Annotated in this window: 26 protein-coding genes; 23 read left to right on the top strand and 3 right to left on the bottom strand. The window is 62.2% G+C overall.

The features are described 5' to 3' along the window. The first annotated feature begins 13 nt into the window (after window positions 1–13). From AC1DUY_RS11715 to AC1DUY_RS11765, 11 genes are all read left to right on the top strand, one after another. Entirely contained in the window at window positions 14–616 is a 603-nt protein-coding gene (locus AC1DUY_RS11715; protein ID WP_089268257.1) for a chromate transporter, read from the top strand. After that, window positions 613–1149 carry a chromate transporter gene (locus AC1DUY_RS11720; protein ID WP_478114651.1) on the top strand — a complete coding sequence of 179 codons (537 nt, stop codon included), beginning with the start codon at window positions 613–615 and terminating at the stop codon, window positions 1147–1149. Before AC1DUY_RS11715 ends, AC1DUY_RS11720 begins: the two co-directional genes overlap by 4 nt. Window positions 1150–1241: 92 nt before the next feature. Then, window positions 1242–1742: a tripartite tricarboxylate transporter TctB family protein gene (locus AC1DUY_RS11725; RefSeq protein ID WP_089268259.1), complete on the top strand. Its 501-nt coding sequence runs from the start codon at window positions 1242–1244 to the stop codon at window positions 1740–1742. 13 nt (window positions 1743–1755) lie between these two features. Continuing rightward, complete coding sequence (locus tag AC1DUY_RS11730; protein WP_170849787.1) at window positions 1756–3321, top strand: tripartite tricarboxylate transporter permease; 1566 nt, start codon at window positions 1756–1758, stop codon at window positions 3319–3321. A gap of 127 nt (window positions 3322–3448) precedes the next feature. Then, a complete protein-coding gene (locus AC1DUY_RS11735) occupies window positions 3449–4432 on the top strand; it encodes a tripartite tricarboxylate transporter substrate-binding protein (protein WP_439076449.1) in 984 nt (327 codons plus the stop codon). A 167-nt stretch (window positions 4433–4599) separates the two neighbouring features. After that, a complete protein-coding gene (locus tag AC1DUY_RS11740; protein ID WP_441276766.1) occupies window positions 4600–5394 on the top strand; it encodes a thymidylate synthase in 795 nt (264 codons plus the stop codon). Further along, window positions 5391–5927: a dihydrofolate reductase gene (locus tag AC1DUY_RS11745; protein WP_441276767.1), complete on the top strand. Its 537-nt coding sequence runs from the start codon at window positions 5391–5393 to the stop codon at window positions 5925–5927. Before AC1DUY_RS11740 ends, AC1DUY_RS11745 begins: the two co-directional genes overlap by 4 nt. 153 nt (window positions 5928–6080) lie before the next feature. Then, window positions 6081–7235 carry an FtsH protease activity modulator HflK gene (gene hflK / locus AC1DUY_RS11750; protein ID WP_089268263.1) on the top strand — a complete coding sequence of 385 codons (1155 nt, stop codon included), beginning with the start codon at window positions 6081–6083 and terminating at the stop codon, window positions 7233–7235. Next, window positions 7232–8125, top strand: a complete 894-nt coding sequence (hflC, locus tag AC1DUY_RS11755) for a protease modulator HflC (protein WP_478114405.1) — start codon at window positions 7232–7234, stop codon at window positions 8123–8125. Before hflK ends, hflC begins: the two co-directional genes overlap by 4 nt. Before the next feature lie 168 nt (window positions 8126–8293). After that, entirely contained in the window at window positions 8294–8494 is a 201-nt protein-coding gene (locus AC1DUY_RS11760) for a DUF2065 domain-containing protein (protein ID WP_068734021.1), read from the top strand. A 198-nt stretch (window positions 8495–8692) separates the two neighbouring features. Continuing rightward, window positions 8693–10231 carry a Do family serine endopeptidase gene (locus AC1DUY_RS11765; RefSeq protein WP_089268265.1) on the top strand — a complete coding sequence of 513 codons (1539 nt, stop codon included), beginning with the start codon at window positions 8693–8695 and terminating at the stop codon, window positions 10229–10231. 1066 nt (window positions 10232–11297) lie between these two features. On the opposite strand, the gene AC1DUY_RS11770 is transcribed toward AC1DUY_RS11765, so the two are convergent. Beyond that, a complete protein-coding gene (locus AC1DUY_RS11770) occupies window positions 11298–11621 on the bottom strand; it encodes a hypothetical protein (RefSeq protein WP_139285909.1) in 324 nt (107 codons plus the stop codon). Between the two features lie 88 nt (window positions 11622–11709). After that, the gene (serB, locus tag AC1DUY_RS11775; RefSeq protein ID WP_478114408.1) at window positions 11710–12603 is read right to left on the bottom strand and encodes a phosphoserine phosphatase SerB; all 894 of its coding nucleotides are present in this window, start codon (window positions 12601–12603) and stop codon (window positions 11710–11712) included. Window positions 12604–12606: 3 nt separating this feature from the next. Here serB and miaA point away from each other — a divergent pair, with 3 nt between their 5' ends. The 8 genes from miaA to ilvC all read left to right on the top strand — a co-directional run bounded on the left by miaA (window position 12607) and on the right by ilvC (window position 19840). After that, window positions 12607–13533, top strand: coding sequence for a tRNA (adenosine(37)-N6)-dimethylallyltransferase MiaA (gene miaA, locus AC1DUY_RS11780; RefSeq protein WP_478114410.1), 927 nt, complete (start codon window positions 12607–12609; stop codon window positions 13531–13533). A 39-nt stretch (window positions 13534–13572) separates the two neighbouring features. Beyond that, window positions 13573–13869 carry a type II toxin-antitoxin system RelE/ParE family toxin gene (locus tag AC1DUY_RS11785; protein ID WP_175365601.1) on the top strand — a complete coding sequence of 99 codons (297 nt, stop codon included), beginning with the start codon at window positions 13573–13575 and terminating at the stop codon, window positions 13867–13869. A gap of 8 nt (window positions 13870–13877) precedes the next feature. Then, window positions 13878–14186: a HigA family addiction module antitoxin gene (locus tag AC1DUY_RS11790; protein WP_089267874.1), complete on the top strand. Its 309-nt coding sequence runs from the start codon at window positions 13878–13880 to the stop codon at window positions 14184–14186. Between the two features lie 498 nt (window positions 14187–14684). Beyond that, window positions 14685–16463: an acetolactate synthase 3 large subunit gene (locus tag AC1DUY_RS11795; protein WP_478114413.1), complete on the top strand. Its 1779-nt coding sequence runs from the start codon at window positions 14685–14687 to the stop codon at window positions 16461–16463. 163 nt (window positions 16464–16626) lie between these two features. Continuing rightward, entirely contained in the window at window positions 16627–17169 is a 543-nt protein-coding gene (ilvN, locus tag AC1DUY_RS11800) for an acetolactate synthase small subunit (RefSeq protein ID WP_068738461.1), read from the top strand. 18 nt (window positions 17170–17187) lie between these two features. Further along, a complete protein-coding gene (locus tag AC1DUY_RS11805; protein ID WP_478114415.1) occupies window positions 17188–18060 on the top strand; it encodes an EamA family transporter in 873 nt (290 codons plus the stop codon). 4 nt (window positions 18061–18064) lie between these two features. Further along, a complete protein-coding gene (locus AC1DUY_RS11810; RefSeq protein WP_478114417.1) occupies window positions 18065–18667 on the top strand; it encodes a LysE family translocator in 603 nt (200 codons plus the stop codon). 153 nt (window positions 18668–18820) lie between these two features. Beyond that, window positions 18821–19840, top strand: a complete 1020-nt coding sequence (gene ilvC / locus AC1DUY_RS11815; protein ID WP_478114419.1) for a ketol-acid reductoisomerase — start codon at window positions 18821–18823, stop codon at window positions 19838–19840. Between the two features lie 51 nt (window positions 19841–19891). Here the strand turns inward: ilvC and AC1DUY_RS11820 are convergent, their stop codons facing one another. Further along, complete coding sequence (locus AC1DUY_RS11820; RefSeq protein WP_175365596.1) at window positions 19892–20521, bottom strand: ferric reductase-like transmembrane domain-containing protein; 630 nt, start codon at window positions 20519–20521, stop codon at window positions 19892–19894. Window positions 20522–20632: 111 nt separating this feature from the next. Here AC1DUY_RS11820 and AC1DUY_RS11825 point away from each other — a divergent pair, with 111 nt between their 5' ends. The 4 genes from AC1DUY_RS11825 to AC1DUY_RS11840 all read left to right on the top strand — a co-directional run bounded on the left by AC1DUY_RS11825 (window position 20633) and on the right by AC1DUY_RS11840 (window position 24563). Continuing rightward, window positions 20633–21358 carry a TetR/AcrR family transcriptional regulator gene (locus tag AC1DUY_RS11825; protein ID WP_478114421.1) on the top strand — a complete coding sequence of 242 codons (726 nt, stop codon included), beginning with the start codon at window positions 20633–20635 and terminating at the stop codon, window positions 21356–21358. Between the two features lie 189 nt (window positions 21359–21547). Beyond that, a complete protein-coding gene (locus tag AC1DUY_RS11830; protein ID WP_120290410.1) occupies window positions 21548–22396 on the top strand; it encodes an SDR family NAD(P)-dependent oxidoreductase in 849 nt (282 codons plus the stop codon). A gap of 72 nt (window positions 22397–22468) precedes the next feature. Continuing rightward, the gene (locus AC1DUY_RS11835) at window positions 22469–23215 is read left to right on the top strand and encodes a FadR/GntR family transcriptional regulator (protein ID WP_478114426.1); all 747 of its coding nucleotides are present in this window, start codon (window positions 22469–22471) and stop codon (window positions 23213–23215) included. 91 nt (window positions 23216–23306) lie between these two features. After that, the gene (locus AC1DUY_RS11840; protein ID WP_175366851.1) at window positions 23307–24563 is read left to right on the top strand and encodes an ABC transporter substrate-binding protein; all 1257 of its coding nucleotides are present in this window, start codon (window positions 23307–23309) and stop codon (window positions 24561–24563) included. The last annotated feature ends 23 nt before the right edge of the window (window positions 24564–24586 follow it).

Raw genomic sequence — 24586 nt, forward strand, 5'->3', positions numbered from 1 at the left:
CTAGTTCTGGACCATGCGTCCAAGTTCACCACAGGCTGATGCCCCCATTGCGGAACTCGCGTCGGCATCGCCGCCGGGACTGCTGACGCTATTCCTTGCCTTTGCAAAGATGTCCCTGGCCGGTTTCGGCGGCGTTCTGGTTTGGGCGCGCCGGGCGATCGTCGAGCAGCACGGCTGGATGACGCCCGAGGAATTCAATGAGACTTTCGCACTTTGCCATTTCTTGCCGGGGCCGAATATCGTCAATCTGTCGGTGGTGTTCGGGGCGCGGTTTCGCGGTGTGCCTGGTGCCATTGCAGCCTTTGCGGGATTGCTGGGTCCGCCCGTGGTCATCGTGACCATTCTGGCGATCCTGTATGCACGCTTTGGGGATATCGAAGCGCTGCGGCGCACACTGGCCGGCGTCTCATGCGCTGCCGTTGGACTGCTGTTCGCGGTAATTTTCCGAATGATGCTGCCTCTTCTGAAGAAGCGTGAGCCGGTCAGCTTGGCGCTCCTGATCGCCGTTTTCGTCGCCGTTGGCGTGATGCGATGGCCATTGCCGACGGTTCTTCTGGTATCGATTCCCGTCAGTATCGGCCTGACCATGTTGATGCGACGGCGGGCGGCAGCATGAACGATGCCACTCCCGGATCGCTTGTCACGCTGGCCTGGTCGTTCGGGCTGATGTCGCTTTTTGCCGTGGGCGGCGCCAATTCGGCCATTCCCGAAATTCATCGGCTCGCGGTCGATGTCAACCACTGGATGTCCGACAAGCAGTTCGCGGATGTGTTTGCGATCTCGCAGCTGTCGCCGGGGCCGAATGTTCTCATTGTGACGCTGATCGGTTATCAGGTCGCTGGCATCCTCGGTGCGATGGTTGCAACACTGGCCATGTGCGGGCCGACGGCCGTGTTTGCTTATTTTGTCAGCCAATCGCTTGCGCGGTCGGGCCACGCGCAATGGCCGGGAATCGTACAGGCCGCGCTGGTCCCCTTATCGATAGGTCTCATGAGCGCGAGCGGGTTGGTTCTGCTGTTCGCTTCTGACACCACCTGGACGGCGTTTCTGGTAACGGGGAGCGCCGCCGTTTTGGCGTTTGCCACGCGGCTTAACCCGCTATGGTTGTTAGTTGCCGGGGGCCTTCTTGGTTTCGCTGGCGTTCTCTGACGAAAATCGCTAGCAAGCTTGACCACGGAGCCGTTGGGCGGTCTCCGAACGATGTTGTTTGGGCTAAATGCTCGTGACAGGGGAACGTACCAATGAGTGATGCGCCGAGCCATGCGCCGGAGAAATCCATCTTACCGAGCTGGGTCAAAGGCCCTCAAGACTTTATCGGCGGCCTTGCTTTGGTGGCGATTGCTGCATTTGCTCTGTGGGCATCCAGCGATCTGCAGGGCATGCATGGCTTTTCGTTCGGAGCAGGTACCGCGCCGCGGATGTTCGGCATTCTGCTGCTGGGTCTTGGTGCAGCCGTAACCGTTGTCGGCATTTTCACAGAGGGCCCCGGGCTCTCCAAGTTCCACTGGCGCGGTCCGTTTTTTGTGGCGCTGGCCATTCTGGTTTTCGCGGTCGGCATTCGTCCGATGGGCATGATCTTCGCGGCGATGTCGAGTTTTCTGATTGCTGCGCTCGGCACGCCCGAGACGCGCTGGAAAGAAACGATCATCGTTGGCGCCTGCCTCACGGGCTTCTGCGCCTTGCTGTTCCCGTATGCGCTTGGTCTGCCGTTGCAGATGTGGCCGACATTTCTGATCCGCTAAGAACGAGGGCGTCATGGGTGATCTTTTTTCGAATCTCGGTCTTGGCTTCAGCACCGTCTTCCAGTTCGTGCAGTGGACGCCGGCGTTCCTCGGCGGAATGTCGATCCCGCTTCCGATCAATATTCTGCTCTGTCTGATCGGTGCGCTGGTCGGTACGTTGGTCGGCGTTCTGCCGGGCATCGGTACCATTGCCACCGTGGCGATGTTGCTGCCGATCACGTTCGGTCTGCCGCCGGTCGGCGCGCTGATCATGCTCGCCGGCATCTATTACGGTGCGCAATATGGCGGTTCGACCACGTCGATCCTGGTCAATATTCCGGGTGAAGCAGGTTCGGTCGTAACTGCGCTCGACGGCTTCCAGATGGCGAAGCAGGGCCGTGCCGGTCCGGCGCTCGCGATTGCAGCAATCGGCTCGTTCTTTGCGGGTTGCGTTGCGACGGTCCTTATCGCTGTGCTCGGCGCGCCGCTCACCAAGCTCGCGCTTGCGTTCGGTCCTGCAGAATACTTCTCGCTGATGGTGCTCGGCCTGATCTTTGCCGTGGTGCTCGCCAAGGGCTCGGTTCTGAAGGCGATCGCGATGATCGTGTTCGGTCTGCTGCTGTCCATGGTTGGTTCCGACATCGAAACCGGCGCGTCGCGCATGTCGTTCAACATCCCTGAACTCGCTGACGGCCTGGGTTTTGCTACGGTCGCCATGGGTCTGTTCGGCTTTGCGGAAATCATCCGCAACCTGGATGCGGGCGGCGAGGAAGATCGCCAGCTCGTGCAGCAGAAGGTCACGGGCCTGATGCCGACCAAGAAGGATTTGAAGGACTCTGCGCCTGCAATTCTGCGCGGCACCGTGCTCGGCTCCATTCTCGGCATTCTGCCGGGCGGCGGCGCGGTCATCGCATCCTTCGCGGCCTATACGCTTGAGAAGAAGCTGTCGAAGGATCCGAAGCGTTTCGGTCGTGGAGCGATCGAAGGCGTTGCAGCGCCGGAAAGCGCCAACAACGCTGCAGCGCAAACCTCGTTCATCCCGCTGCTCACCCTCGGCATTCCGCCGAACGCCGTGATGGCGCTGATGGTCGGCGCGATGACCATCCACGGCATCGTGCCGGGTCCGCAGGTGATGCAGAAGCAGCCGGAACTCGTCTGGGGCATGATCGCCTCGATGTGGATCGGCAACCTGATGCTGCTCGTCATCAACCTGCCGATGGTCGGCATCTGGGTTCGGCTGCTTCGTGTGCCGTATCGCCTGATGTTCCCGTCAATCGTGGTGTTCTGCAGCATCGGCATCTATTCGGTGAACAACGCACCGATGGATGTGGTGCTCGCAGGCGTGTTCGGTTTGCTCGGCTACTGGCTGATCAAGCATGACTTCGAACCGGCGCCGCTGCTGCTCGGCATGGTGCTTGGTCCGCTGATGGAAGAGAACCTGCGTCGTGCACTGCTGATTTCGCGCGGCGATGCGACGGTGTTTTTCACCCGTCCGTTGTCGGCCACCCTGATGGCAATCTCGGCGTTCCTGCTGATCCTCGCTGTGCTTCCCGCACTGCGAAAGAAGCGCGACGAAGTCTTCGTCGAATCCGAGAGCTGACGAATCTATCCACGCATCTGCGTCGTTACGCCACGGCCCGAAGTCGAATAGACTTCGGGCCTTTGCTTGTATTCAGTCCCGCGACTGTCGTTATTTTCGCGGCAAAAACATTTTCGGAGGAAACCAAATGAAACTGTTCAATCGCAGAGTTGCGATCAGTGGCCTGGCGGCCGTCGCCGGCTTCGGCGCACTGGCAACCACTGTTCAGGCGCAGGAATACCCGACGCGCAACATCACCATGATCGTGCCGTTCGCGGCCGGTGGCCCCACCGACGTCATCGCGCGCATCGTCGCCGCGGACATGTCGAAGACGCTCGGCCAGCAGATCATCATCGAGAACGTCGTCGGCGCTGGCGGCACGACCGGCGCGACGCGTGCAGCGCGCGCGGCCAATGACGGCTACACGATCATCACCGGCCACATGGGCACCCATGCTGCGGCGGTGCCGCTGTATCCGAAGCTCGCTTATCACCCCGAGAAGGATTTCGAGCCTGTCGCGCTGCTGGCCGGCACGCCAATTCTGATCCTGGCGAAGAAGGATTTCGCGCCGAAGGATCTCAAGGAATTCGTCACCTATGTGAAGGCCAACAGCGACAAGTTGAACATGGCCCATGCCGGCGTCGGTTCTGTGTCGTATTCGTCCTGCGAATTGCTGAGCTCGGTTCTGGATATCAAGCCGACCGGCGTGCCGTTCAATGGCACCGGTCCGGCGATGAACGCGCTGGTCGGTGGTCAGGTCGATTATATGTGCGACCAGATCGTCAACGCGGTTCCGCAGATCAAGGGCGGCACCATCAAGGCCTATGCCATCGCGACGCCCGATCGTAACCCGTCGCTGCCGGACGTCCCGACCACCACCGAAGCCGGGCTGCCGAAGTATCAGGCCTCGGCCTGGAACGCGATCTTCGCGCCCAAGGGCACACCTGCGGCGATCACCGCCAAGCTGAACGCCGCGGCCGCCAAGGCGCTGGACGACGAGAACGTCAAGAAGCGTCTGCTCGATCTCGGCTCGGACATTCCGAAGCCGGAAGCTCGCACCCAGGCTGCGCTCGGTTCGCTGGTGAAGAGCGAAGTCGAGAAGTGGTCGGCGGTGCTTAAGCCCGCAATGTAATCGGGAACCGGCTAACCGGTTGATTTCAAGGGCTGGATCCCCGGGGATCCAGCCCTTGCCGTTTGCGGGGCAGGGACACACTTTTTCGGGTATAGTCCGGGAATCGGCGTGTCCGACCACCGGCCGAGGCGATAAGTTCGCCCGCTCACGAGCCCGCAAGATCGACCATGAACCAGTATCACGACCTGCTAGAGCGAATCCTGAGTGACGGTGCCGAGAAGCACGACCGCACCGGCACAGGCACGCTGTCGGTGTTCGGCCATCAGATGCGCTTCAAGCTCAGCGATGGCTTTCCCGTCCTGACCACCAAGAAGCTGTCGCTGAAGGCGATCATCCACGAGCTGCTGTGGTTTTTGGCAGGCGATACCAATATCAAATATCTCAAGGACCACGGCGTCTCGATCTGGGATGAATGGGCAGACGCCAATGGCGATCTCGGTCCGGTCTATGGATCGCAGTGGCGCTCGTGGCCTACGGCGGACGGACGCACGATCGATCAGATCGCCAATGTCATCGACATGATCAAGCGCAATCCGGACTCGCGCCGGCTGATCGTGACGGCGTGGAATCCCGCCGAGATCGACAAGATGGCGCTGCCGCCGTGCCATTGCTTGTTCCAGTTCTACGTCGCCAACGGCAAGCTCTCCTGCCAGCTCTATCAGCGCTCTGCGGACGTTTTCTTGGGCGTGCCGTTCAACATCGCGTCCTACGCGCTGCTGACGATGATGATCGCGCAGGTCACGGGCCTGAAGGCCGGCGACTTCATTCATACGCTCGGCGATGCGCATCTCTATTCGAACCATCTGGATCAGGCGCGACTGCAACTGACGCGGCCGACACGTACGCTGCCGGTCATGAAGATCAATCCGGATGTGAAGGACATCTTCGCGTTCCGCTATGAGGACTTCACCCTCGAAGGCTACGATCCGCATCCGCACATCAAGGCCGAGGTTGCGGTTTGACCACAACGACACCCGTTCCTCAGATCGTCCTCATCTACGCCGTAGCCGAGAACGGCGTGATCGGGCAGGGCAACGCCATGCCATGGCGGCTGAAGTCGGACATGCAGCGGCTCAAGGCGCTGACGATGGGCAAGCCGATCGTGATGGGGCGCAAGACGTTCGAGTCGTTTCCGAAGCGACCGCTGCCGGGCCGCACCAATATCGTCATCACGCGCAATGCCGACTATCAGGCCGCTGGGGCTGTAGTCACCACGTCGCTTGCCGATGCGCGCGCGGTGGCGACTGGCGATGCGCTGCGGCGTTTGGTCACTGAGATTGCCGTGATCGGCGGCGCCGAGATCTATGCCCAATGGATGGGGATCGCCGACCGTCTCGAAGTGACCGAAGTTCACGCGCAGCCGACCGGCGATACCTTTATGCCGCCGGTCGATCTCACTGTGTGGGAAGAAGTGGCACGCGTCAGGAATGCGGCGGCGGGCGAGGACAGCGTCGATTTCTCCTATGTGACATATTGCCGGAGAGCGCCTCGTTAACCGCGTTTTCCGCCCGTTAACATTGACTTTCGCGGCCTCGGGCATAGCTCCAGCGATCAAGAACCCCGCGTTGTAAGAGCTGGGGTCGTCCCCTATAAAGCCATGCAGACGTGGCGAGACCGGTATGTCCGGCCGCGCAGAGGAGAGTGTTGAATGCCGTGGAAGAATCAAGGCGGAGGCCCATGGGGCTCTGGTCCGAAGGGACCTTGGGGTTCTGGTCCGCAATCATCCGGACCGAGGCCGCCTGATCTTGAGGATCTGCTGCGCAAGGGGCAGGACCGCCTGCAGTCGATGCTGCCCGGCGGCTTCGTCAGCGGCATGGGTATCGCGCTCGTGCTTGCCGTGGCGCTCGTGATCTGGGGTCTGTCCGGTTTCTTCCGCGTGCAGTCCGAAGAGCTCGGTGTCGTGCTGCGCTTCGGCAAGCATGTCCGCACCGTGCAGCCCGGCCTGAACTATCATCTGCCTTATCCGATCGAGACCGTGCTGTTGCCGAAGGCGCTGCGTGTATCGACCCTGTCGGTCGGCATGTCGATCCTGGAAGACACCGGTCGCCGCGGCCGCACCATCCGCGATGTGCCGGAAGAAAGCCTGATGCTGACCGGCGACGAGAACATCGTCGATGTCGACTTCACCGTGTTGTGGCGCATCAAGCCCGACGGTGTCGGCAACTTCCTGTTCAACATCCAGAACCCCGAAGGCACCGTCAAAGCGGTCGCCGAAAGCGTGATGCGTGAAGTTGTTGGCCGCGCCAACATTCAGCCGATCCTCACCGGCGCACGCACCACCACCGAAACCCAAGTGCAGGAACTGATGCAGAAGACGCTCGACGGCTATAGCGCCGGCGTCCTGATCCAGCAGGTCCAGCTGCAGAAGGTCGATCCGCCGGCACAGGTGATCGATGCGTTCCGTGACGTGCAGGCGGCGCAGGCCGACGCCCAGCGTCTGCAGAACGAAGCCCAGACCTATACCAACCGCGTTGTGCCAGATGCGCGCGGTCGCGCCGCGCAGATCCTGCAGGTCGCTGAAGGCTATCGCGAACAGGCGATCGCCGAAGCCAAGGGCCAGAGCGCGCGCTTCCTCAAAGTGTATGACGAGTACAAGAAGGCGCCGGACGTAACCCGTCAGCGTATCTATCTCGAAACCATGGAGCGGATCTTCGGCGGTGCCGAGAAGCTGGTCTATGACGGCGGCCAGGGCGCCGGTGCGTCGCAAGGCGTCGTGCCTTACCTTCCCTTGAATGAACTGACGCCGCGGCGTCAGCCTCCGGCGCCATCTGGTCAGCCTCAGCAGAGCGGGAGCACCCGATGAAAACCGGCATCTCAGGTATCGTTGCACTGATTGTAGTGCTGGTGCTGGTCATCGTGGGCTTCGGCTCGATCTATACGGTGCGCCAGACTGAACAGGCCCTTGTGGTGCGACTCGGCGAGCCCGTTCGCGTGGTCACCGAACCCGGTCTGAACTTCAAGATCCCGTTCATCGACAGCGTGATCTCGATCGACAAGCGTATCCTCGATCTGGAAAACCCGGCTCAGGAAATCATCGCCAACGACCAGCGTCGTCTGGTGGTCGATGCCTTCGCTCGCTACAAGATCAAGAATGCCCTGCGCTTCTACCAGAGCATCGGCTCGATCCAGGCTGCGAACATCCAGCTCACCACGCTGCTCAACGCGGCCATGCGCCGTGTGCTCGGCGAGGTCACCTTCATCCAGATCGTGCGCGACGAGCGCGAGAACCTGATGAACAAGATCCGCGAGCAGCTCGACAAGGAAGCCGACGGTTACGGCATCTCCGTCGTCGACGTTCGTATCCGCCGCGCCGATCTGCCGGAGGCGAACAGCCAGGCGGTGTATCAGCGGATGCAGACCGAGCGTCAGCGGGAAGCTGCTGAATTCCGCGCCGGCGGTGGCCAGAAGGCGCAGGAGATTCGCTCCAAGGCCGATCGTGAAGCAACGGTGATCATCGCCGATGCGAATTCGACGGCTGAACAAACCCGCGGTGCGGGCGACGGCGAGCGCAACCGTCTGTTTGCCGAATCCTACGGCCAGGATCCGGAGTTCTTCGCGTTCTACCGCTCGATGACGGCTTACGAGAACGGATTGAAGAGCAACGACACCCGCTTCCTGCTGCGGCCGGATTCGGAGTTCTTCCGCTTCTTCGCCAATCCGTCGGGAAAGCCTCCCGCGGTAAAGCCGCAGTAACAGCGTCACCGGTTAAGCTTACGCAGATACCTGTTTTGCGTTCGCTGCCACTCTGATCTAAAGGATGAGGCGCGCCATCGTGGCGCGCCTCATTTGTTTTCAGAAAAGCGCCAAGAAAACTGCCAAGAAACTGCGGCCAGGGTGCGAACGTTCGGGAGTTGAAGTCGGATGAGGTCCATAGCGTTTGCCGACTTCCTCATCGGCATCGGAATCCTGTTCGTATTCGAAGGCATCCTGTTCCTGGCATTTCCCGGATGGATGCGCCGCGCGATGAAGAGCGCGCTGCAAAGCCCTGACAATATCCTGCGCATCGCCGGTCTGGTCTCGGCCGTCGGCGGCCTGATCCTGATCTGGGCGATCCGGCGCTAGCGGCGGCTCATAATCTCTCCGGGCGTCCGAAAAAGCTCTTCCCGATCAACGCGATCGTGCACGTTTACGTCCGCATTCCGCCGCAATCCACGTCCCAGATGGGCCAGCCGGATGGCCCGCGCGAAGGCTTGCGCGATGTCGCCGTTCGGGCGCACTCTCAGCCAAATTTGCCGACTCTCTTTTGGAGACGTTTCCGACATGTCCATCGCTCATCCCTCTCTGAGCTCCGTTTCGCGCCGTGCACCGTATAGCGGCCTGCGTCCGCTCCTGACGGCGCTTTGTTTTGGCGCCGCGGTCGCCACGTTTTCCGCGCCCGCCTCGGCCCGCGGGCCGGATGGGATCGCCGACGTTGCCGAGAAGGTGATCGATTCCGTGGTCAATATCTCGACCACCTCGACTGTCGAGGCGAAGAACAGCGACAAGGGGGAGGGCGGTGGCCGCGGGGCGATGCCGCAACTGCCGCCAGGCTCGCCGTTCGAGGAGTTCTTCGATGACTTCTTCAAGAACCGCGGCGGGCGCCCCGGCGGCGACAAGAATGGCGGCCTGCAGCCGCGCAAGACCAATTCGCTGGGCTCCGGTTTCATCATCGACACCTCGGGCGTCGTGGTCACGAACAACCATGTCATCGATGGTGCCGACGAGATCACCGTCATCATGAATGACGGCACCAAGATCAAGGCGGAGCTGGTCGGCGTCGACAAGAAGACCGATCTGGCGGTGCTGAAGTTCACACCGGTGAAGCCGGTGGTTGCCGTGAAGTTCGGCGACAGTGAAAAGCTGCGGCTTGGCGAGTGGGTGATCGCCATCGGCAATCCGTTTTCGCTCGGTGGCAGCGTCACTGCGGGCATCGTCTCGGCGCGTAACCGCGAGATCAGCAACAACAGCCCCTATGACAGCTACATCCAGACCGACGCCTCGATCAATCGCGGCAATTCGGGCGGTCCGCTGTTCAACCTCGAGGGCGAAGTGGTCGGCGTGAATACGCTGATCATCTCGCCCACCGGCGGCTCCATCGGCCTCGGCTTCGCCGTGCCGTCGAAGACCGTGGTCGGCGTCATCGAGCAGCTGCGCGAATACAAGGAAGTCCGCCGCGGCTGGCTCGGCGTGCGCATCCAGCCGGTCACCGACGAGATCGCCGAGAGCCTGAACATCAAGCCGGCGCGCGGCGCGCTGATTGCCGGCGTCGACGACAAGGGCCCGGCCAAGCCTGCCGGCCTTGAGCCCGGCGATGTGGTGATCAAGTTCGACGGCCGTGATGTCAAGGAACCGAAGGACCTGTCGCGCATCGTTGCCGGCACCGCCGTCGGCAAGGCCGTCAATGTGCTGATCATTCGCAAGGGCAAGGAAGAGACCAAGCAGGTCACCCTCGGCCGTCTCGAGGATGACAAGCCGGTGCAGGCCTCGATCAAGGCCACGCCGGAAGCCGAGAAGCCGGCGACGCAGAAGGCGCTGGGCCTCGACCTCACCGGTCTCAGCAAGGATCTGCGCACCAAGTACAAGATCAAGGACAGCGTGAAGGGTGTGATCGTGACCGGCGTCGATGCCGGCTCCGACGCCGCCGAGAAGCGCCTGGCCGCCGGCGACGTCATCGTCGAGGTCGCGCAGGAAGCGGTTACCAATGCTGCCGACGTCAAGAAGCGCGTCGATGCCTTGAAGAAGGACGGCAAGAAGTCGGTGCTGCTGCTGGTGTCGAATGCCGAAGGCGAGCTGCGCTTTGTGGCGCTGAGCGTGCAGTAGGGCCCTTTCTTCTCCCTCCCTCAAGCGCGGCGAAGCCGCGCGCAGCGGGGAGGGTGGCGCGTTTGAGAGCGAAGCGAACAAACGTGACGGGTGGGGTGCCCCACGTGAGGGCGTCGCTCGTGGCACCCCCACCCCGGCCTCCACTTCGTCGATGCTGCGCATCGCCTCGTTCGGCCGACCCTCCCCGCCTAGCGAAGCTTCGCTTCGCGCGGGGGGGAGGGATGCCACAAACGCCTGCGCGTCATTCACAGATTCAACTGTCAAACAGCCACTGCTCTCCAGACATGCGTCATCGCCCCCATTGTTTGCGGCGCGGGGGCGCCGTCGTCGCTTGCATTCCCGCCCTCTTGCGAGAGGGCGTGCGGAACGCCGGGTGCCCGTTGCACCCTTGGGCCTGATGCGAATGCGGTCTTCCGCAATCTAGGGTGCATCAGGACTTTCGGAGGCGCCGAGCAAGTGCCCGACGTTCCGCCTGCGGTGTTTTTTCGGTTGCTTGCACATCTGCCATGGCGAACGGTCCCATCACCAAAATTAATGTCCCAGGGCGGAGGGACAGGGTAGCCGCAAAGCACTTGGCCGAACGCGTTTCGATTTGGTCGTCCGTCACACTGTCCAGGGGTTTGTCCATCCGAAGATCGGCCGTCTCCTTGCCAGTGGCAGTGCTGGCGCAGATCCGTCCTGCCCGAAGACAGACGTCCCTCGTGAACCGCGTAACGCCGCATCTCCGGCGTCCACCGCATCCTGCCCCGCGAACGTGACGATCGCGATCGCCCCTCTCGGTGGGGCAGGACAGAGGGGAATATAAACCTGACGGGGGTGTTGTCAACGTCGGATAGGAAAAAATGTTTGGCGTCGGCCTGTTGCCCTCACGAAAGCGGGGAGCCCAGTAAACGCCGGCGTTGCGCTTCGTCACGATGGCCTGCGTTTACTGGGTCGCCCGATCAAGTCGGGCGACGACAATTAGAGTTTGCGGCTGAAGCCACCAGAACACGTCGAGATTCCCCGCCACTCCAACTGGAGTGGCGGGGAATCTCGTCATGGGATGAACACTCCGGGAATCTTATTTTTAGGCGGGCGGCTCAGTGACCGGTTCCTTCTCGGGATAGCGCTGTTTGATCAACCAGTCGGCGGTCAGCAGCACCGCGAATGTCGCAAGTAGCAGCAGAACCAGCGTGCGAAGCGATATTGCCTGCTGCCTGTAAGCTTGCTGGAGAACGAGAAACATCGTCAGCCATGCGCCCGCATAGATGCTTCGCCAGCCGGTATGGAGAAGTTGGCGTGCGGAAAGCGGCCTGTCGGCCAGGAACGTCCGCACGCATTCCATTAGGGGCACGAGAATCCAAATCAAAGCGAAGAGCGGAACGAGACCCGATAAATCCAACGGCGGCATGATGACCGGTGCTTTCGTAACTGAAGACCGGTCGTTTGACGCTGCGGCTGCCGCAGTGGTTCAATTTACGTTTAGACTTTGGCCGTGCCTACGCGGTCACAAACGTGCTGCGCTTGTAGCCCTGCGCATACAGTAGCGCGGTGAGATCGCCGTGGTCGATCCGGGCTGCTGCCGATGCAGCCACGGCCGGCTTGGCGTGATAGGCGACGCCGAGGCCTGCATCCTGGATCATGGCGAGATCGTTGGCGCCGTCGCCGACGGCCATGGTGTCGAGATTGTCGAGATCGAAGGACTCGCGCAGCTCGACCAGCGTTGCGAGTTTCGCGGCCTTGCCGAGGATCGGCTCCGCGACGGTGCCTGTCAGCTTGCCATCCGCGACATGCAACACGTTGGCGCGGTTTTCCTGAAAGCCGACGAGCTTGGCGACCTTGGCTGTGAACAGCGTGAAGCCGCCGGAGACGAGGCAGGTATAGGCGCCATTGGCGCGCATGGTCTGCACCAGTTCGCGGCCGCCGGGTGTCAGCGTGATGTGCGAGGCCAGCACTTCGTCGACGACGCTAATGTTGAGATCCTTCAGGAGCGCGACGCGTTCGCGCAGCGCCGGCTCGAATTCGATCTCGCCGCGCATGGCGCGTTCGGTAATCGCAGCCACATGGGCCTTGAGGCCAGCGAAATCCGCGAGCTCGTCGATACATTCCTGGCCGATCATGGTGGAATCCATGTCGGCGAGAAAAAGCTTCTTGCGCCGGTCGCTGACAGGCTGCACGACAACGTCGATGGGCATGTCGCCGCGGGCTGCGCGCAGGCGGTCGCCGAGCGCGAGGATGTTGTGGTCGCTGGCAAACATGATATCTGCGGCGACGCCGTCGCTCAGCCAGTGCGCCTCGGTGTCACCCGGCAGAAGTGCGCGCAGACCGTCGACCACCGTGCTATCGAGAGCGGGATTGGCGGGGTTGCAGATCAGGGTCGCAACGAGAGACATGACGTGAGTTCCAGTCCGGACAACAGAGCGCTGCTTATCGCAGGGCCGACCGCCAGCGGCAAGTCGGCGCTGGCGCTGGCCGTGGCGCGCGCGCAAAACGGCGTGGTCATCAATACCGATAGCATGCAGGTCTATCGCGACCTGCGCGTGCTGACGGCGCGGCCGACGGTCGAGGAAGAAGCGCAGGCGTCGCACCGGCTCTATGGCACGGTCGATGCCGCGGTGAATTTCTCCGCCGGCGCCTGGGTGGAGGAGGCGGCGCGGGTGCTTGCCGAGGTGCGGACGCAAGGCAAACTGCCGATCTTCATCGGCGGCTCCGGACTATACTTCAAGGCGCTGACGCGCGGGCTCTCGGCCGTACCGCCCGTCGCCGCCGAGGTGCGCGACGATGTCCGCGCGCGTCTGGAAAGGGATGGGCCGGAGGCGCTGCATGCGCAGCTCGCTTTGGTTGATCCGGTCTCCGCCGCGCGGCTCAATCTGCGCGACCGCACGCGCGTCGCCCGCGCGCTGGAAGTCGTGGAGGCGACGGGACGTTCGCTGACCGACTGGCACAGCGAGGGCCTGCCGCCGCTGCTGCCGCCGGAGGGCGTGACCGCGCTGTTTCTGGCGCCCAAGCGCGACGAGCTTTATGCGCGGATCGATGCGCGGTTCGGGCGCATGCTGGACGAGGGCGCGCTGGACGAAGTCGCTGCCCTCGCGGCGCGCGGTCTCGATCCGCTGTTGCCCGCGATGAAGGCCCATGGCGTGCCCGCACTGATCCGGCATATCCGCGGCGAAATCTCGCGCGAGGAAGCTGCGGAGATCGGCCGCGCCGATACCCGGCACTATGCCAAGCGGCAGTTCACGTGGTTTCGGCATCAACTGCCGGAGTTCGCGTGGATGACGGTGGAGGAGGCGGGGACGAGCTTGGCCAGAGCTCTTGGCAGTTGACCCATAGGGTGGTACAATAGCTCATCTGGGAGGCTCTGAATGATCGTCGGGTTTCGCGATGATTGGTTGCGGGCCTTCTTCGTGGACGATGTCCATTCTCGCAACATTCCGGCGGACCTTGAAAGCCGGCTGTTTCGCAAGCTTCAGATGATCGACGATGCGACCACCGATCAGGATCTGCGCGTACCGCCGAGCAATCATTTCGAAAAGCTGCGCGGCAAACTTGGCGGCTTGCACTCGATCCGCGTCAACAACCAATGGCGGCTGATCTTCCGCTGGGATAGCAGCCGCGGCGAAGCGTCGGATCTTTATCTCGACGATCACAGCTATCGATGAGGTGACTCATGCTGATGACCAAACGCAAGCCGGCCACTGTCGGTGAAATCCTGGTCGAGGAATTCATGCAGCCGCTTGGCCTGACACAAGGGACATTGGCAAAGGCGATGGGTGTCCAGCGCAAGCATGTGAACGAGTTGTGCAACGATCGCCGTAACGTGACCGCGGCGACCGCGCTCATTCTCGCGCGCGTCTTCGGCAACAGCCCGGACTTCTGGCTGAACGTGCAGCGCCGCGGCGATCTTTGGGAGGCGATGAACTCGCCGCAGGAACTGGCGCGGATCGAACGTGCGACGCCTCTGGTGAAGGCGGCTTAGGCCTGCAAACTAACACTCCGTCATGGCCGGGCAGCGCGAAGCGAGCTTCGCTAGATGTCCCGGCCATCCACGTCTTCGCTTGCGGCCAAAGGCGTGGATACCCGGCATTCGCCGGGCATGACGATGGAGGGGGCGGGTGACCCGTACGTCGGCACGCATATCTGCCCGCCCGTTTTTTCCGCTCGCCGAATGCCAAAGACCCGGCTAGGCTCCAAAATCAGCGCGATCACAGCAACTTCCCTTGACATCCCCCGTTTGCTGGCTATGTTCCGCGCAAGTTATGAAAAGTCGGACCGATCCTGTGCGCAACAAAGTTACAAATCTCCTTATTATCGTGGTACCCTGGCGCACCGCCGGGGGTAGCTGACGGCTACCCACGAACCGAGCGGTGTGCACAGGGTCCTGAACGGGCCCTTTTTTATTGTCTGAACTTCAAGCTTTCCGAACCCAGCGACCATCCAGACCAAGCCGCGCCGCAGAGCGCATCCGGAGCGAACCATGAGCGACAGCAAGCCTCACGATCCCAATCAGATGACCGGCGCAGCGATGATCGTGCGCGCGCTTGCGGATCATGGCGTCAAGCACATCTTCGGCTATCCCGGCGGGGCGGTGCTGCCGATCTATGACGAGATCTACCAGCAGTCCGAGGTCGAGCACATTCTGGTCCGCCACGAGCAGGGCGCCGGCCATGCCGCGGAAGGCTATGCGCGCTCCACCGGCCTGCCGGGCGTCGTGCTGGTGACTTCGGGTCCGGGCGCCACCAATATGGTGACGCCGCTGGCCGACGCGCTGATGGATTCGATCCCGCTGGTCTGCATCACCGGACAGGTCCCGACGCATCTCATTGGTAACGACGCGTTCCAGGAATGCGACACCGTCGGCATCACGCGGCCCTGCACCAAGCACAACTGGCTGGTCCGCGACGTCAACGATCTCGCCAAGGTGCTGCATGAAGCCTTCTATGTTGCGACCACCGGCCGTCCTGGCCCGGTCGTCGTCGACGTTCCGAAGGACGTGCAGTTCGCCACCGGCACCTATCATCCACCGCGCAAGTCGGACGTTCACATCTCCTACGCACCGCGCGTGAAGGGTGATGCCAATGCGATCCGCAAGGCGGTGTCGATGCTGGCGGGTGCCAAGAAGCCGATCATCTATTCCGGCGGCGGCGTCATCAATTCCGGCCTCGCGGCATCCAAGCTGCTGCGCGAGCTGGTCGAGGTCACCGGTTTCCCGATCACCTCGACGCTGATGGGCCTCGGCGCCTATCCGGCATCCGGCCCGAACTGGCTGGGCATGCTGGGCATGCACGGCACTTATGAAGCCAACATGGCAATGCATGACTGCGACGTCATGCTGTGCGTCGGCGCGCGCTTCGACGACCGCATCACCGGCCGCACCGATGCGTTCTCGCCGAATTCGAAGAAGATCCATATCGACATCGATCCGTCGTCGATCAACAAGAACATCCGCGTCGATATCCCGATCATCGGCGATTGCGGAAACGTGCTCGGCGACATCTTGCAGGTGTTCAAATCCGAGGCGAAGAAGCCGGACACCAAGGATTGGTGGAAGACCATCGCCACCTGGCGCGCGCGCAATTCGCTGGCCTACAAGAAGAACGACGATGTGATCCTGCCGCAATATGCGATCCAGCGTCTGTTCGAGGCGACGCGCGGCCACGACACCTACATCACCACCGAAGTCGGCCAGCATCAGATGTGGGCGGCGCAGTTCTTCGGCTTCGAAGAGCCGCATCGCTGGATGACGTCCGGCGGTTTGGGCACCATGGGCTACGGCCTGCCGGCGGCGCTCGGCGTGCAGGTCGCGCATCCGGATTCGCTGGTCATCGATATCGGCGGCGACGCCTCGGTGCAGATGACGATGCAGGAAATGTCGGCGGCGGTTCAGCACGAATTGCCGATCAAGATCTTCATCCTGAACAACCAGTATATGGGCATGGTTCGCCAGTGGCAGCAGCTGCTGCATGGCAACCGGCTGTCGCATTCGTACTCGGAAGCGCTGCCTGATTTCGTCAAGCTGGCGGAAGCCTATGGCGGCGTCGGATTCCAGTGCAGCAAGCCCAGCGATCTCGACGGCGCGCTGCAGGAAATGATCAAGGTGAAGAAGCCGGTGCTGTTCGACTGCCGCGTCGCGGCGCTGGAGAACTGCTTCCCGATGATCCCGTCCGGCAAGGCGCATAACGAAATGCTGCTGCCGCTGGAAGCGAATGATGAAGCCACCGCTGCGGCCTTCGCCGGCGGCAAGGCGCTGGTGTGATGCAGATAACACAGGCCCTCATCCTGAGGAGCCGCACTCTTGTGCGGCGTCTCGAAGGATGAGTGTCCAAGCTCATGGTTCGAGACGCGCGAAGCCGCGCTCCTCACCATGAGGGATGTAACATCGTGGCGAAAGCCAAACGAGACTTCGACAGGAAACGACAATGGAACAGCCTGCCTCCGCCTATTTCATGGAAGAGCGTCACGATCCCAACGAGACGCATACGCTGACGGTGCTCGTCGCCAATGAGCCCGGCGTGCTCGCGCGCGTCATCGGTCTTTTCTCCGGCCGCGGCTACAACATCGAAAGTCTCACGGTGTCCGAGACCGAGAGCCACAAGCACGTCTCGCGCATCACCATCGTTACCACGGGCACGCCGATGGTGATCACGCAGATCAAGCATCAGCTCGATCGCATGATCCCGGTGCATCGCGTCGTCGACATGACGCTGACCGGCCGCTCCATCGAGCGTGAGCTCGCGATGGTGAAGCTGCGCGGCACCGGCGAGCATCGCGTCGAGGCGCTGCGCCTCGCCGAAGCGTTCCGCGCCCGTGTGATCGATGCGACCATTGAGAGCTTCGTGTTCGAGATCACCGGCAATACCGGCAAGATCAACCAGTTCATCGACCTGATGCGGCCGCTTGGCCTCGTCGAGATCTCGCGCACCGGCGTTGCCGCCATCAGCCGCGGACCGGAGGGGATGTAGCCTCCACGCATCGCAGTCATGAAACCTCTCGACATCGCGTTGGCCGTCGCAGTGGCCGTGATCTGGGGCGTCGGCTTCGTGCTGACCCGGATGGCGGTCGACGAGATGTCGTCGACGCTGCTCACCACGCTGCGCTTCTGCATTACGGCGCTGCCGTGCCTGTTCCTGCCGAAGCCGAAGCTGTCATGGCTGCTGATCGTCGCCACAAGCTGGCTGCTGGTGGCGCAATTTCTGGCGCAGACCTATGGCATGGCGCATGGCGTGCCGGCGGGGTTGACCTCGGTGATCGTGCAGAGCCAGGCGCTGTTCACGGTGGGGGCTGCAGCGCTGTTCCTGCGCGAATTGCCGACCCGGCAGCAGGTCGCGGGTATCGCCATCGCCATGGGCGGGCTGCTGATGATCTGCTTCACGGTCGGCTATGACTTCAGCGTGTTCCCCTTCATGGTGCTGATGACTGCGCCGGTGAGCTTTGCATTCTCCAATCTGCTGCTGCGGCGCGCGCAGGGTGTGCCGATGCTCGACCTGTTCGCCTGGATCAGCCTCGTTGCCCTGCTGCCGTTGCTGGTGGTGCTGTTCAGTGTCGATGGCGCAAGCACGACCTGGCGATCGCTGACGCATGTCTCGCTGAAGGCCTTCGCCTGTGTGTTGTTCCTCGCGCTGGTCGGCACCACGCTGGGCTACTGGATCTGGGGCCGACTGCTGCGTGACTATTCCGCGGCGCAGGTCGTGCCGTTCGCGCTGCTGGTGCCCTTCATCGGGGCGGCTGCGTCGAGCGTCACATTCGGCGAACAGTTTGGATCACTGCGGCTCGCTGGCATGATCGTCGTTGTCTGCGGCATTGCCGTGATGCTGCTGTCGAAGCGCCCACCCACGCTTGTCGAGGTGGTTTGAGGTCATGTCGCAACAACTCTTGTTCGCCTTTATCGTGTTCGCCATCGTGATGTTCTTCACGCCCGGCCCGAACAACATCATGCTGCTCGCGTCGGGGCTCAATTTCGGCTTTCGTCGCACGCTGCCGCATGTCTTCGGCGTCACCGTCGGCTTTGCCTTCATGGTCGCCGTCACGGGCCTCGGATTGGGGGCGGTCTTCACCTCCTATCCGGTGCTGCACACCGTCCTGAAATATGCCGGCGCCGCGTATCTCGTTTATCTCGCCTTTGCGATCGGGATGTCGGGTCCGCCCAACCCGGGTGACGACGAACGGCGCCGGCCGATGACGTTTTTCGGCGCAGCGCTGTTTCAATGGGTCAACGTCAAGGGCTGGGTGATGGTGATCGGCACCATCACCGCTTATGCGGCGATTGCGAACTATCCCTGGAACATCCTGCTGCAGGTCGCCCTGTCGCTGCTGCTCGGGTTCGTCTCCTGCGTCACTTGGGTGCTGTGCGGCACCTCGCTGCAATCGCTGGTAAAATCGCCTGGCGCGGTCCGGGCGTTCAATATCGTCATGGGGCTGCTGCTGCTGGCGTCCCTGTATCCGGTGCTGGTCGAGCTATGAGCCTGACGCGCAGCGTAAAATCACCGCCGCGGGCTTGTCTCGCGGCACCCGTCGCCCTAGAAACCGGCGGCAATTCATGGTCATCCACCACGCGGTGGTGACCCGTTCGAACGGGCAGCTTTGAAATATAGTTGCTGAAGAGAGGAAATACCCATGCGAGTTTATTACGATCGCGACGCCGACCTGAACCTGATCAAGGGCAAGAAGGTCTGCATCGTCGGCTATGGCAGCCAGGGCCATGCCCATGCGCTGAACCTCAAGGACAGCGGCGTCAAGGACGTCGTGATCGCGCTGCGCAAGGGCTCGGCCACCGCGAAGAAGGCGGAAGCCGCCGGCTTCAAGGTGATGGAAGTCGCCGAGGCTGCCAAGTGGGCTGACCTGATGATGATGCTCACCCCCGACGAATTGCAGGGCGACATCTATCGCGACCACATGCACGACAACATGAAGAAGGGCGCAGCGCTCGTCTTCGCACACGGCCTCAACGTGCACTTCAACCTGCTCGACCCGCGTGAAGACTTGGACGTGTTGATGATCGCGCCGAAGGGCCCCGGCCACACCGTGCGTTCGGAATATCAGCGCGGCGGCGGCGTGCCCTGCCTGATCGCCGTTCACAAGGACGTCTCGGGCAATGCCCATGACCTCGGCCTCAGCTACGCTTCGGCAGTGGGCGGCGGCCGCGCCGGCATCATCGAGACCTCGTTCAAGGAAGAGTGCGAAACCGATCTGTTCGGCGAGCAGGCCGTTCTTTGCGGCGGCACCGTCGAGCTGATCCGCGCCGGCTTCGAGACGCTGGTGGAAGCCGGTTACGCACCGGAAATGGCTTACTTCGAGTGCCTGCACGAACTGAAGCTGATCGTCGACCTGATCTATGAAGGCGGCATCGCCAACATGAACTACTCGATCTCCAACACGGCCGAATACGGCGAATACGTCACCGGCCCGCGCATCGTCACCTCGGAAACCAAGGCCGAGATGAAGCGCGTGCTCACCGACATTCAGTCCGGCAAGTTCGCCCGCGACTGGATGCTGGAAAACAAGGTCAACCAGGCCTCGTTTAAGGCAACCCGCCAGCGCAACAATGCGCATCCGATCGAGGACGTGGGCGCCAAGCTCCGCGACATGATGCCGTGGATCAAGGAAAAGGCGCTGGTCGACAAGACCAAGAACTAAGCGCTTTTCAAATCGCAGCTACCAACGGGACCGCGGCAACGCGGTCCCGTTTTAGTTTGCAGGCACTGATATGCGCGCCTGGCGCCGTTTCAGCACCGCCGCAGCGATCCTGAGCGCCATCACCACAATCAACGGCATCAGGAACCAGACATAGTTCGGCATCTGCGGAATGCGCATGCCGAAGCTCACCATGAACTGGAACCAGAGATAATAGATGCCGGTCGTATGCAGGATGCGCCATGCGCGCGGGCCGATGGCGGCCGCCGAGCGGTCGAATGACGTTGCCGCCATCGCGATGATGAAGGCGTAGCCAATGCCGCCGAAGATGTAGGAGGCGGGCGTCGTTGCTGCTGCATAGTCAGCGGGCGCCATCACGGCGAAGCAGACGATGGCGACGGCGTGGATGGCGTGAGATGCCGCAAAAGTGAGCCCAAGATAGCGGCGGTTGCGCCGCAGCCAGCGCGTACCGGATGTCGGCCAGAGCAGGGCGAGCGCGGATGCTGCGAAAGCGAGGCAGAAGAACAGCAACGAGCTGCGCGCGGTGAAGCGGATCACCATCCTGATGCCATCGACCTCGAAGCCGCGCATGCCGGCGATCCAGACGCTGAGCGCGATCAGTACAAGCGTCAGTATGGCGAGCAGCCGCCAGCCTTCGAACCAGTTGCGACGATCCAGTGTCATGACGTTCCCCTGTATTGCCATATGTAATCACTAGTTACATTCGGGGCAGGCGATCCAGTCAATTGTGTAATCAGTGATTACATTCACGATACGGTGATGCTATGCTGGCGCATGTCCAAGTCCGCAAAGCCGCCGTCCAGATCGGCATCGAAGCTGCCTGCGCGAAAACGAGCCGCCCGGCCATCGGTCGTGCCACGTGCCGCGAAGGGGCGAACGGCAACATCGCCGAAGACCTATCATCACGGCGATCTGCGCCGTGTGCTGATTGCGGCAGCGCTTGAACTGGCCGAGGAAGGTGGCGCGGATGCCGTCAGCGTGCGCGAGGCCGCGCGGCGCGCCGGCGTATCGCCGGGAGCGCCGTTCCGGCACTTCCCCAGCCGCAATGACCTTATGAGCGCGGTGGCGGAAGAGGCACAGCGCCGCTTTCGAGTCTCGATCGCCGCGGTCATCGCCGGCACGTCCGCCGACGATCCGCTGGCGCGGTTTCGCGCCTTTGGCATGGCCTATATGCGCTGGGCGATGACAAACCCGGCGCATTTCGAAGTGATCTCGAGCGGCAAGTATTTTTCCCACGACCAGTCGGAAGCGTTACGCGAGGACAATGATGAGCTGATCGCCATGACCGAGCAATTGCTAATGGATGCCCTGGCGCAGGGACAACTGCGCTCCTCCGATCTGCGCGTGATAAAGATTGCCGGCCGTGCCTTGGTCTATGGGTTTGCCCGCATGAAGATCGACGAGCATTTTCCACGCTGGGGTGTCGCGGATGCCGAGGCGGATCAGATGGCAGAGGCGATCATCACGCTGTTCGTTGATGGAATCGCAAGGCCTGTCTGAACAGCGATTCCGTTCGAATCTTTTCGGCTTCGCCTGGACGACGCGCGCGCATTTCGCTTGCAGCCGCGACAAGAGCGCGCCGATCGTCAAAAACCAATGAGGCGGCGATCCGCAATTCTCGTTGTGACCGCGGCGATGCGGTCTCGTTCTCGGCCAAATTCACGTGCCATCACATCTCAGGTGCTTTTCATGCGATCCATCGTCATCACCGGCGTCTCCACGGGCATCGGCCACGCCACGGCGAAGCTTCTGCTCGCGCGCGGCTTTCGCGTGTTCGGTAGCGTGCGCAGGCAGGCCGATGCCGAGCGGTTGCAAGCCGAGTTCGGCGCGAATTTCATCCCGCTCCTGTTTGACGTCTCGGATGAGGCCGCTGTGTTGGCCGCCGCTGCGCAGGTTCGCGCCGCGCTGAATGGCGAGACGCTTGCAGGCCTCGTCAACAATGCCGGCGTGGCCGTGCCGGGCGCACTGCTCGACCTGTCGGTCGACGAGTTTCGCCAGCAGATCGAGATCAATGTGATGGGCCCGGTGATCGTCACCAAGGCCTTCGCGCCGCTGCTTGGCGCCGATCCGGCGATGACGGGCACGCCCGGGCGCATCGTGATGATGAGTTCGGTGTCTGGCCAGTTCGGCAATCCGCTGCTGTCGCCCTATAGCGCGTCAAAATTCGCACTGGAGGGGCTGGCCGAGAGCCTGCGGCGCGAATTCATGCTGTTCGGTATCGACGTGCTGGTGATCGCGCCGGGGGCCGTGCGCACGCCGATCTGGGACAAGGCCGAGGCGATCGATATGGCGCGCTTCGATGCGTCGCCGTTTTTGCCGGCGTTAACGAAGCTGCGCGAGATGCTGATGAAGCTGGCGAAGAACGGGCTGCCACCGGAGCGGATCGGCGAGCTGGTCTACCGGGCACTGACCGCATCCCGGCCGAAGCTGCGCGTGGTGGCGTCGCCGCAGCCGGTGCAGACGTGGATCGCTGGTTGGCTGCCGCGACGCTGGCTGGACGTGATCATGGCGAAGCAGTTGGGGCTGCGGCCCAAATAGCGGGGCCATTTGTAGTCTCGACAGGGCCGCTAAAATTGGCTAACTGGTACTACCAGATTGGTAGGGTCAGCTATGCTCGCTACGGTCAGCACCGAAACCTCCGACGCCGTTCGGAAAACGCTCGAATTCGTCCGGTATCACCGGCTCGCGAAGGGCGACCGGCTGCCGTCGGAGCGGGATCTGTCGGAGCGGTTCGGGGTGACGCGCGGCTCGGTCCGCGAGGCGCTGGCGGTGCTCGATGCCATGCGCATCACCGAGCGGAAGCCCAAATCAGGGATCTATCTGCGCAACGCGCTGGAAGACAGCGGGCTCGATGCGCTGGTGCTGCAGGCGGATTTGGGCGTGACCTTCGATACGCAGGTGACGCGCGATGCGGTCGAAGCGCGGATCATCTGCGAGGAGCAGGCGTTCCGGCTGGCCTGCCAGCGCCGGACCGATGCCGATCTCGCAAAGCTGCACGGACTGCTGGATACCTATGCGGTGCTGGCCACCAACGGCTGCAACATGGCCGACGAGGACGTCGAGTTTCATCTTGCCGTGGCGGGCGCCAGCCAGAACCGCATTCTCGTGCGCACGATTACGCCCCTGATGCTGATGAGCACGCGCGGGCGTCGCCGTTACTTCGAATCCGCGGCGTTGCGCCAGCGCTCGCTCGACGATCACCGCGCTTTCGTCGCGGCCATCGAAGCGCGCGACGAAATCGCTGTCACCGCGCTCGTTCATCGCCATGTGCAGATCGCTGCCGCCGACATTGAGGCGCTGGCTGATCACGCCCCGATCGACCCGCAGGAGCAGGAGATCGCAAACACCAACACCTGACGAGCCGTTCAACAATCCCGACAAACGGGAAGGCTCGGATCGAATACGGCAACGGCCGTCACTTATGGAAACGCAAAAAGAAGGACAGAAAATGCGTATCACGATGACTTCCAGGGCCGCGCCAGCGGCCGCCAGCATCATGGCTGCGTTCGCAGCTGCGATTGCACTGGCCGCGAGCCCGGCACTGGCGCAGAAGACATACGGCCCCGGTGCCAGCGACACCGAAATCAAGATCGGCAACACGGTGCCCTATAGCGGCCCGGCCTCAGCCTACGGCATTCTCGGCAAGGCCTACGGCGCCTATTTCAAGAAGATTAACGATGAGGGCGGCATCAACGGCCGCAAGATCGTCTTCATCTCCTATGACGACGCCTATTCGCCGCCGAAGACCGTGGAGCAGACCCGCAAGCTGGTCGAGAGCGACGAGGTGATGGCGATCGTCGGCAATGTCGGCACCGCCGCGAATGCCGCGATCCAGAAATACGTCAATGCCAAGAAGACGCCGCAACTGTTTCTCGCGACCGGTGCCACCCGCTGGAACGATCCGAAGCAGTTTCCATGGACCATGGGCTGGCTGCCGAGCTACCACGCCGAAGCTGCGGCCTATGCGAAGTATCTTCTGAAGGAGAAGCCGGATGCCAAGATCGGCGTGCTCTATCAGAATGACGATTTCGGCAAGGACTATCTGAAGGGACTGAAGGAAGGTTTCGGCGACAAGGCGGCGTCAAGGATCGTGGCTGAAGCGAGCTACGAGGTTTCCGAGCCGACCATCGACTCGCAGATCGTCAAGCTGAAGGCCGCCGGCGTCGATACGCTGTTCTCCTTTGCTGTCGGAAAATTCGCCGCACAGTCGATCAAGAAAGTCGCCGAGCTCGGCTGGAAGCCGCTGCACATCGTGCCGAATGCGAGTTCGTCGGTGGGCAGCGTGATCCGTCCGGCAGGCTTCGAGAATGCGCAGGACGTTTTGTCCGCGACCTTCGCCAAGGATCCGACCGATCCGCAGTGGAAGGACGATCCGGGCATGCAGAAGTTCTACGCCTATGTCGAGAAGTACATTCCGGAAGGCAAGGCGATGGAGAGCACCGTGCTGTCCGGCTACAGCATCGCCCAGACCATGGTCGAGGCGCTGAAGCAGTGCGGCGACGATCTCACCCATGAGAACCTGATGAAGCAGGCGGCCAACCTCAAGAACGTGCAGCTCGACGGGTTGCTGCCAGGGGTGACCGTCAACACCAGCCCGACCGACTTCTCGCCCATCGACCAGTTCCAGATGATGAGCTTCAAGGGCGAGCGCTGGCAGCGCTTCGGCGAGATCATCAAGGGCGAGACGCCGACCGCGGTGCGGTAGACGAGGTCATCAAGGGCGAGTTT

Source organism: Tardiphaga sp. P4_G1, assembly GCF_056401215.1.

Excerpts from the sequence above, each read along its gene's own strand:
- AC1DUY_RS11715 (WP_089268257.1), top strand. The coding sequence starts at position 14 with ATGCGTCCAAGTTCACCACAGGCTGATGCCCCCATTGCGGAACTCGCG.
- AC1DUY_RS11720 (WP_478114651.1), top strand. The coding sequence starts at position 613 with ATGAACGATGCCACTCCCGGATCGCTTGTCACGCTGGCCTGGTCGTTC.
- AC1DUY_RS11725 (WP_089268259.1), top strand. The coding sequence starts at position 1,242 with ATGAGTGATGCGCCGAGCCATGCGCCGGAGAAATCCATCTTACCGAGC.
- AC1DUY_RS11730 (WP_170849787.1), top strand. The coding sequence starts at position 1,756 with ATGGGTGATCTTTTTTCGAATCTCGGTCTTGGCTTCAGCACCGTCTTC.
- AC1DUY_RS11735 (WP_439076449.1), top strand. The coding sequence starts at position 3,449 with ATGAAACTGTTCAATCGCAGAGTTGCGATCAGTGGCCTGGCGGCCGTC.
- AC1DUY_RS11740 (WP_441276766.1), top strand. The coding sequence starts at position 4,600 with ATGAACCAGTATCACGACCTGCTAGAGCGAATCCTGAGTGACGGTGCC.
- hflK (WP_089268263.1), top strand. The coding sequence starts at position 6,081 with ATGCCGTGGAAGAATCAAGGCGGAGGCCCATGGGGCTCTGGTCCGAAG.
- hflC (WP_478114405.1), top strand. The coding sequence starts at position 7,232 with ATGAAAACCGGCATCTCAGGTATCGTTGCACTGATTGTAGTGCTGGTG.
- AC1DUY_RS11760 (WP_068734021.1), top strand. The coding sequence starts at position 8,294 with ATGAGGTCCATAGCGTTTGCCGACTTCCTCATCGGCATCGGAATCCTG.
- AC1DUY_RS11765 (WP_089268265.1), top strand. The coding sequence starts at position 8,693 with ATGTCCATCGCTCATCCCTCTCTGAGCTCCGTTTCGCGCCGTGCACCG.
- AC1DUY_RS11770 (WP_139285909.1), bottom strand. The coding sequence starts at position 11,621 with ATGCCGCCGTTGGATTTATCGGGTCTCGTTCCGCTCTTCGCTTTGATT.
- serB (WP_478114408.1), bottom strand. The coding sequence starts at position 12,603 with ATGTCTCTCGTTGCGACCCTGATCTGCAACCCCGCCAATCCCGCTCTC.
- AC1DUY_RS11785 (WP_175365601.1), top strand. The coding sequence starts at position 13,573 with ATGATCGTCGGGTTTCGCGATGATTGGTTGCGGGCCTTCTTCGTGGAC.
- AC1DUY_RS11790 (WP_089267874.1), top strand. The coding sequence starts at position 13,878 with ATGCTGATGACCAAACGCAAGCCGGCCACTGTCGGTGAAATCCTGGTC.
- AC1DUY_RS11795 (WP_478114413.1), top strand. The coding sequence starts at position 14,685 with ATGAGCGACAGCAAGCCTCACGATCCCAATCAGATGACCGGCGCAGCG.
- ilvN (WP_068738461.1), top strand. The coding sequence starts at position 16,627 with ATGGAACAGCCTGCCTCCGCCTATTTCATGGAAGAGCGTCACGATCCC.
- AC1DUY_RS11805 (WP_478114415.1), top strand. The coding sequence starts at position 17,188 with ATGAAACCTCTCGACATCGCGTTGGCCGTCGCAGTGGCCGTGATCTGG.
- AC1DUY_RS11810 (WP_478114417.1), top strand. The coding sequence starts at position 18,065 with ATGTCGCAACAACTCTTGTTCGCCTTTATCGTGTTCGCCATCGTGATG.
- ilvC (WP_478114419.1), top strand. The coding sequence starts at position 18,821 with ATGCGAGTTTATTACGATCGCGACGCCGACCTGAACCTGATCAAGGGC.
- AC1DUY_RS11820 (WP_175365596.1), bottom strand. The coding sequence starts at position 20,521 with ATGACACTGGATCGTCGCAACTGGTTCGAAGGCTGGCGGCTGCTCGCC.
- AC1DUY_RS11825 (WP_478114421.1), top strand. The coding sequence starts at position 20,633 with ATGTCCAAGTCCGCAAAGCCGCCGTCCAGATCGGCATCGAAGCTGCCT.
- AC1DUY_RS11830 (WP_120290410.1), top strand. The coding sequence starts at position 21,548 with ATGCGATCCATCGTCATCACCGGCGTCTCCACGGGCATCGGCCACGCC.
- AC1DUY_RS11835 (WP_478114426.1), top strand. The coding sequence starts at position 22,469 with ATGCTCGCTACGGTCAGCACCGAAACCTCCGACGCCGTTCGGAAAACG.
- AC1DUY_RS11840 (WP_175366851.1), top strand. The coding sequence starts at position 23,307 with ATGCGTATCACGATGACTTCCAGGGCCGCGCCAGCGGCCGCCAGCATC.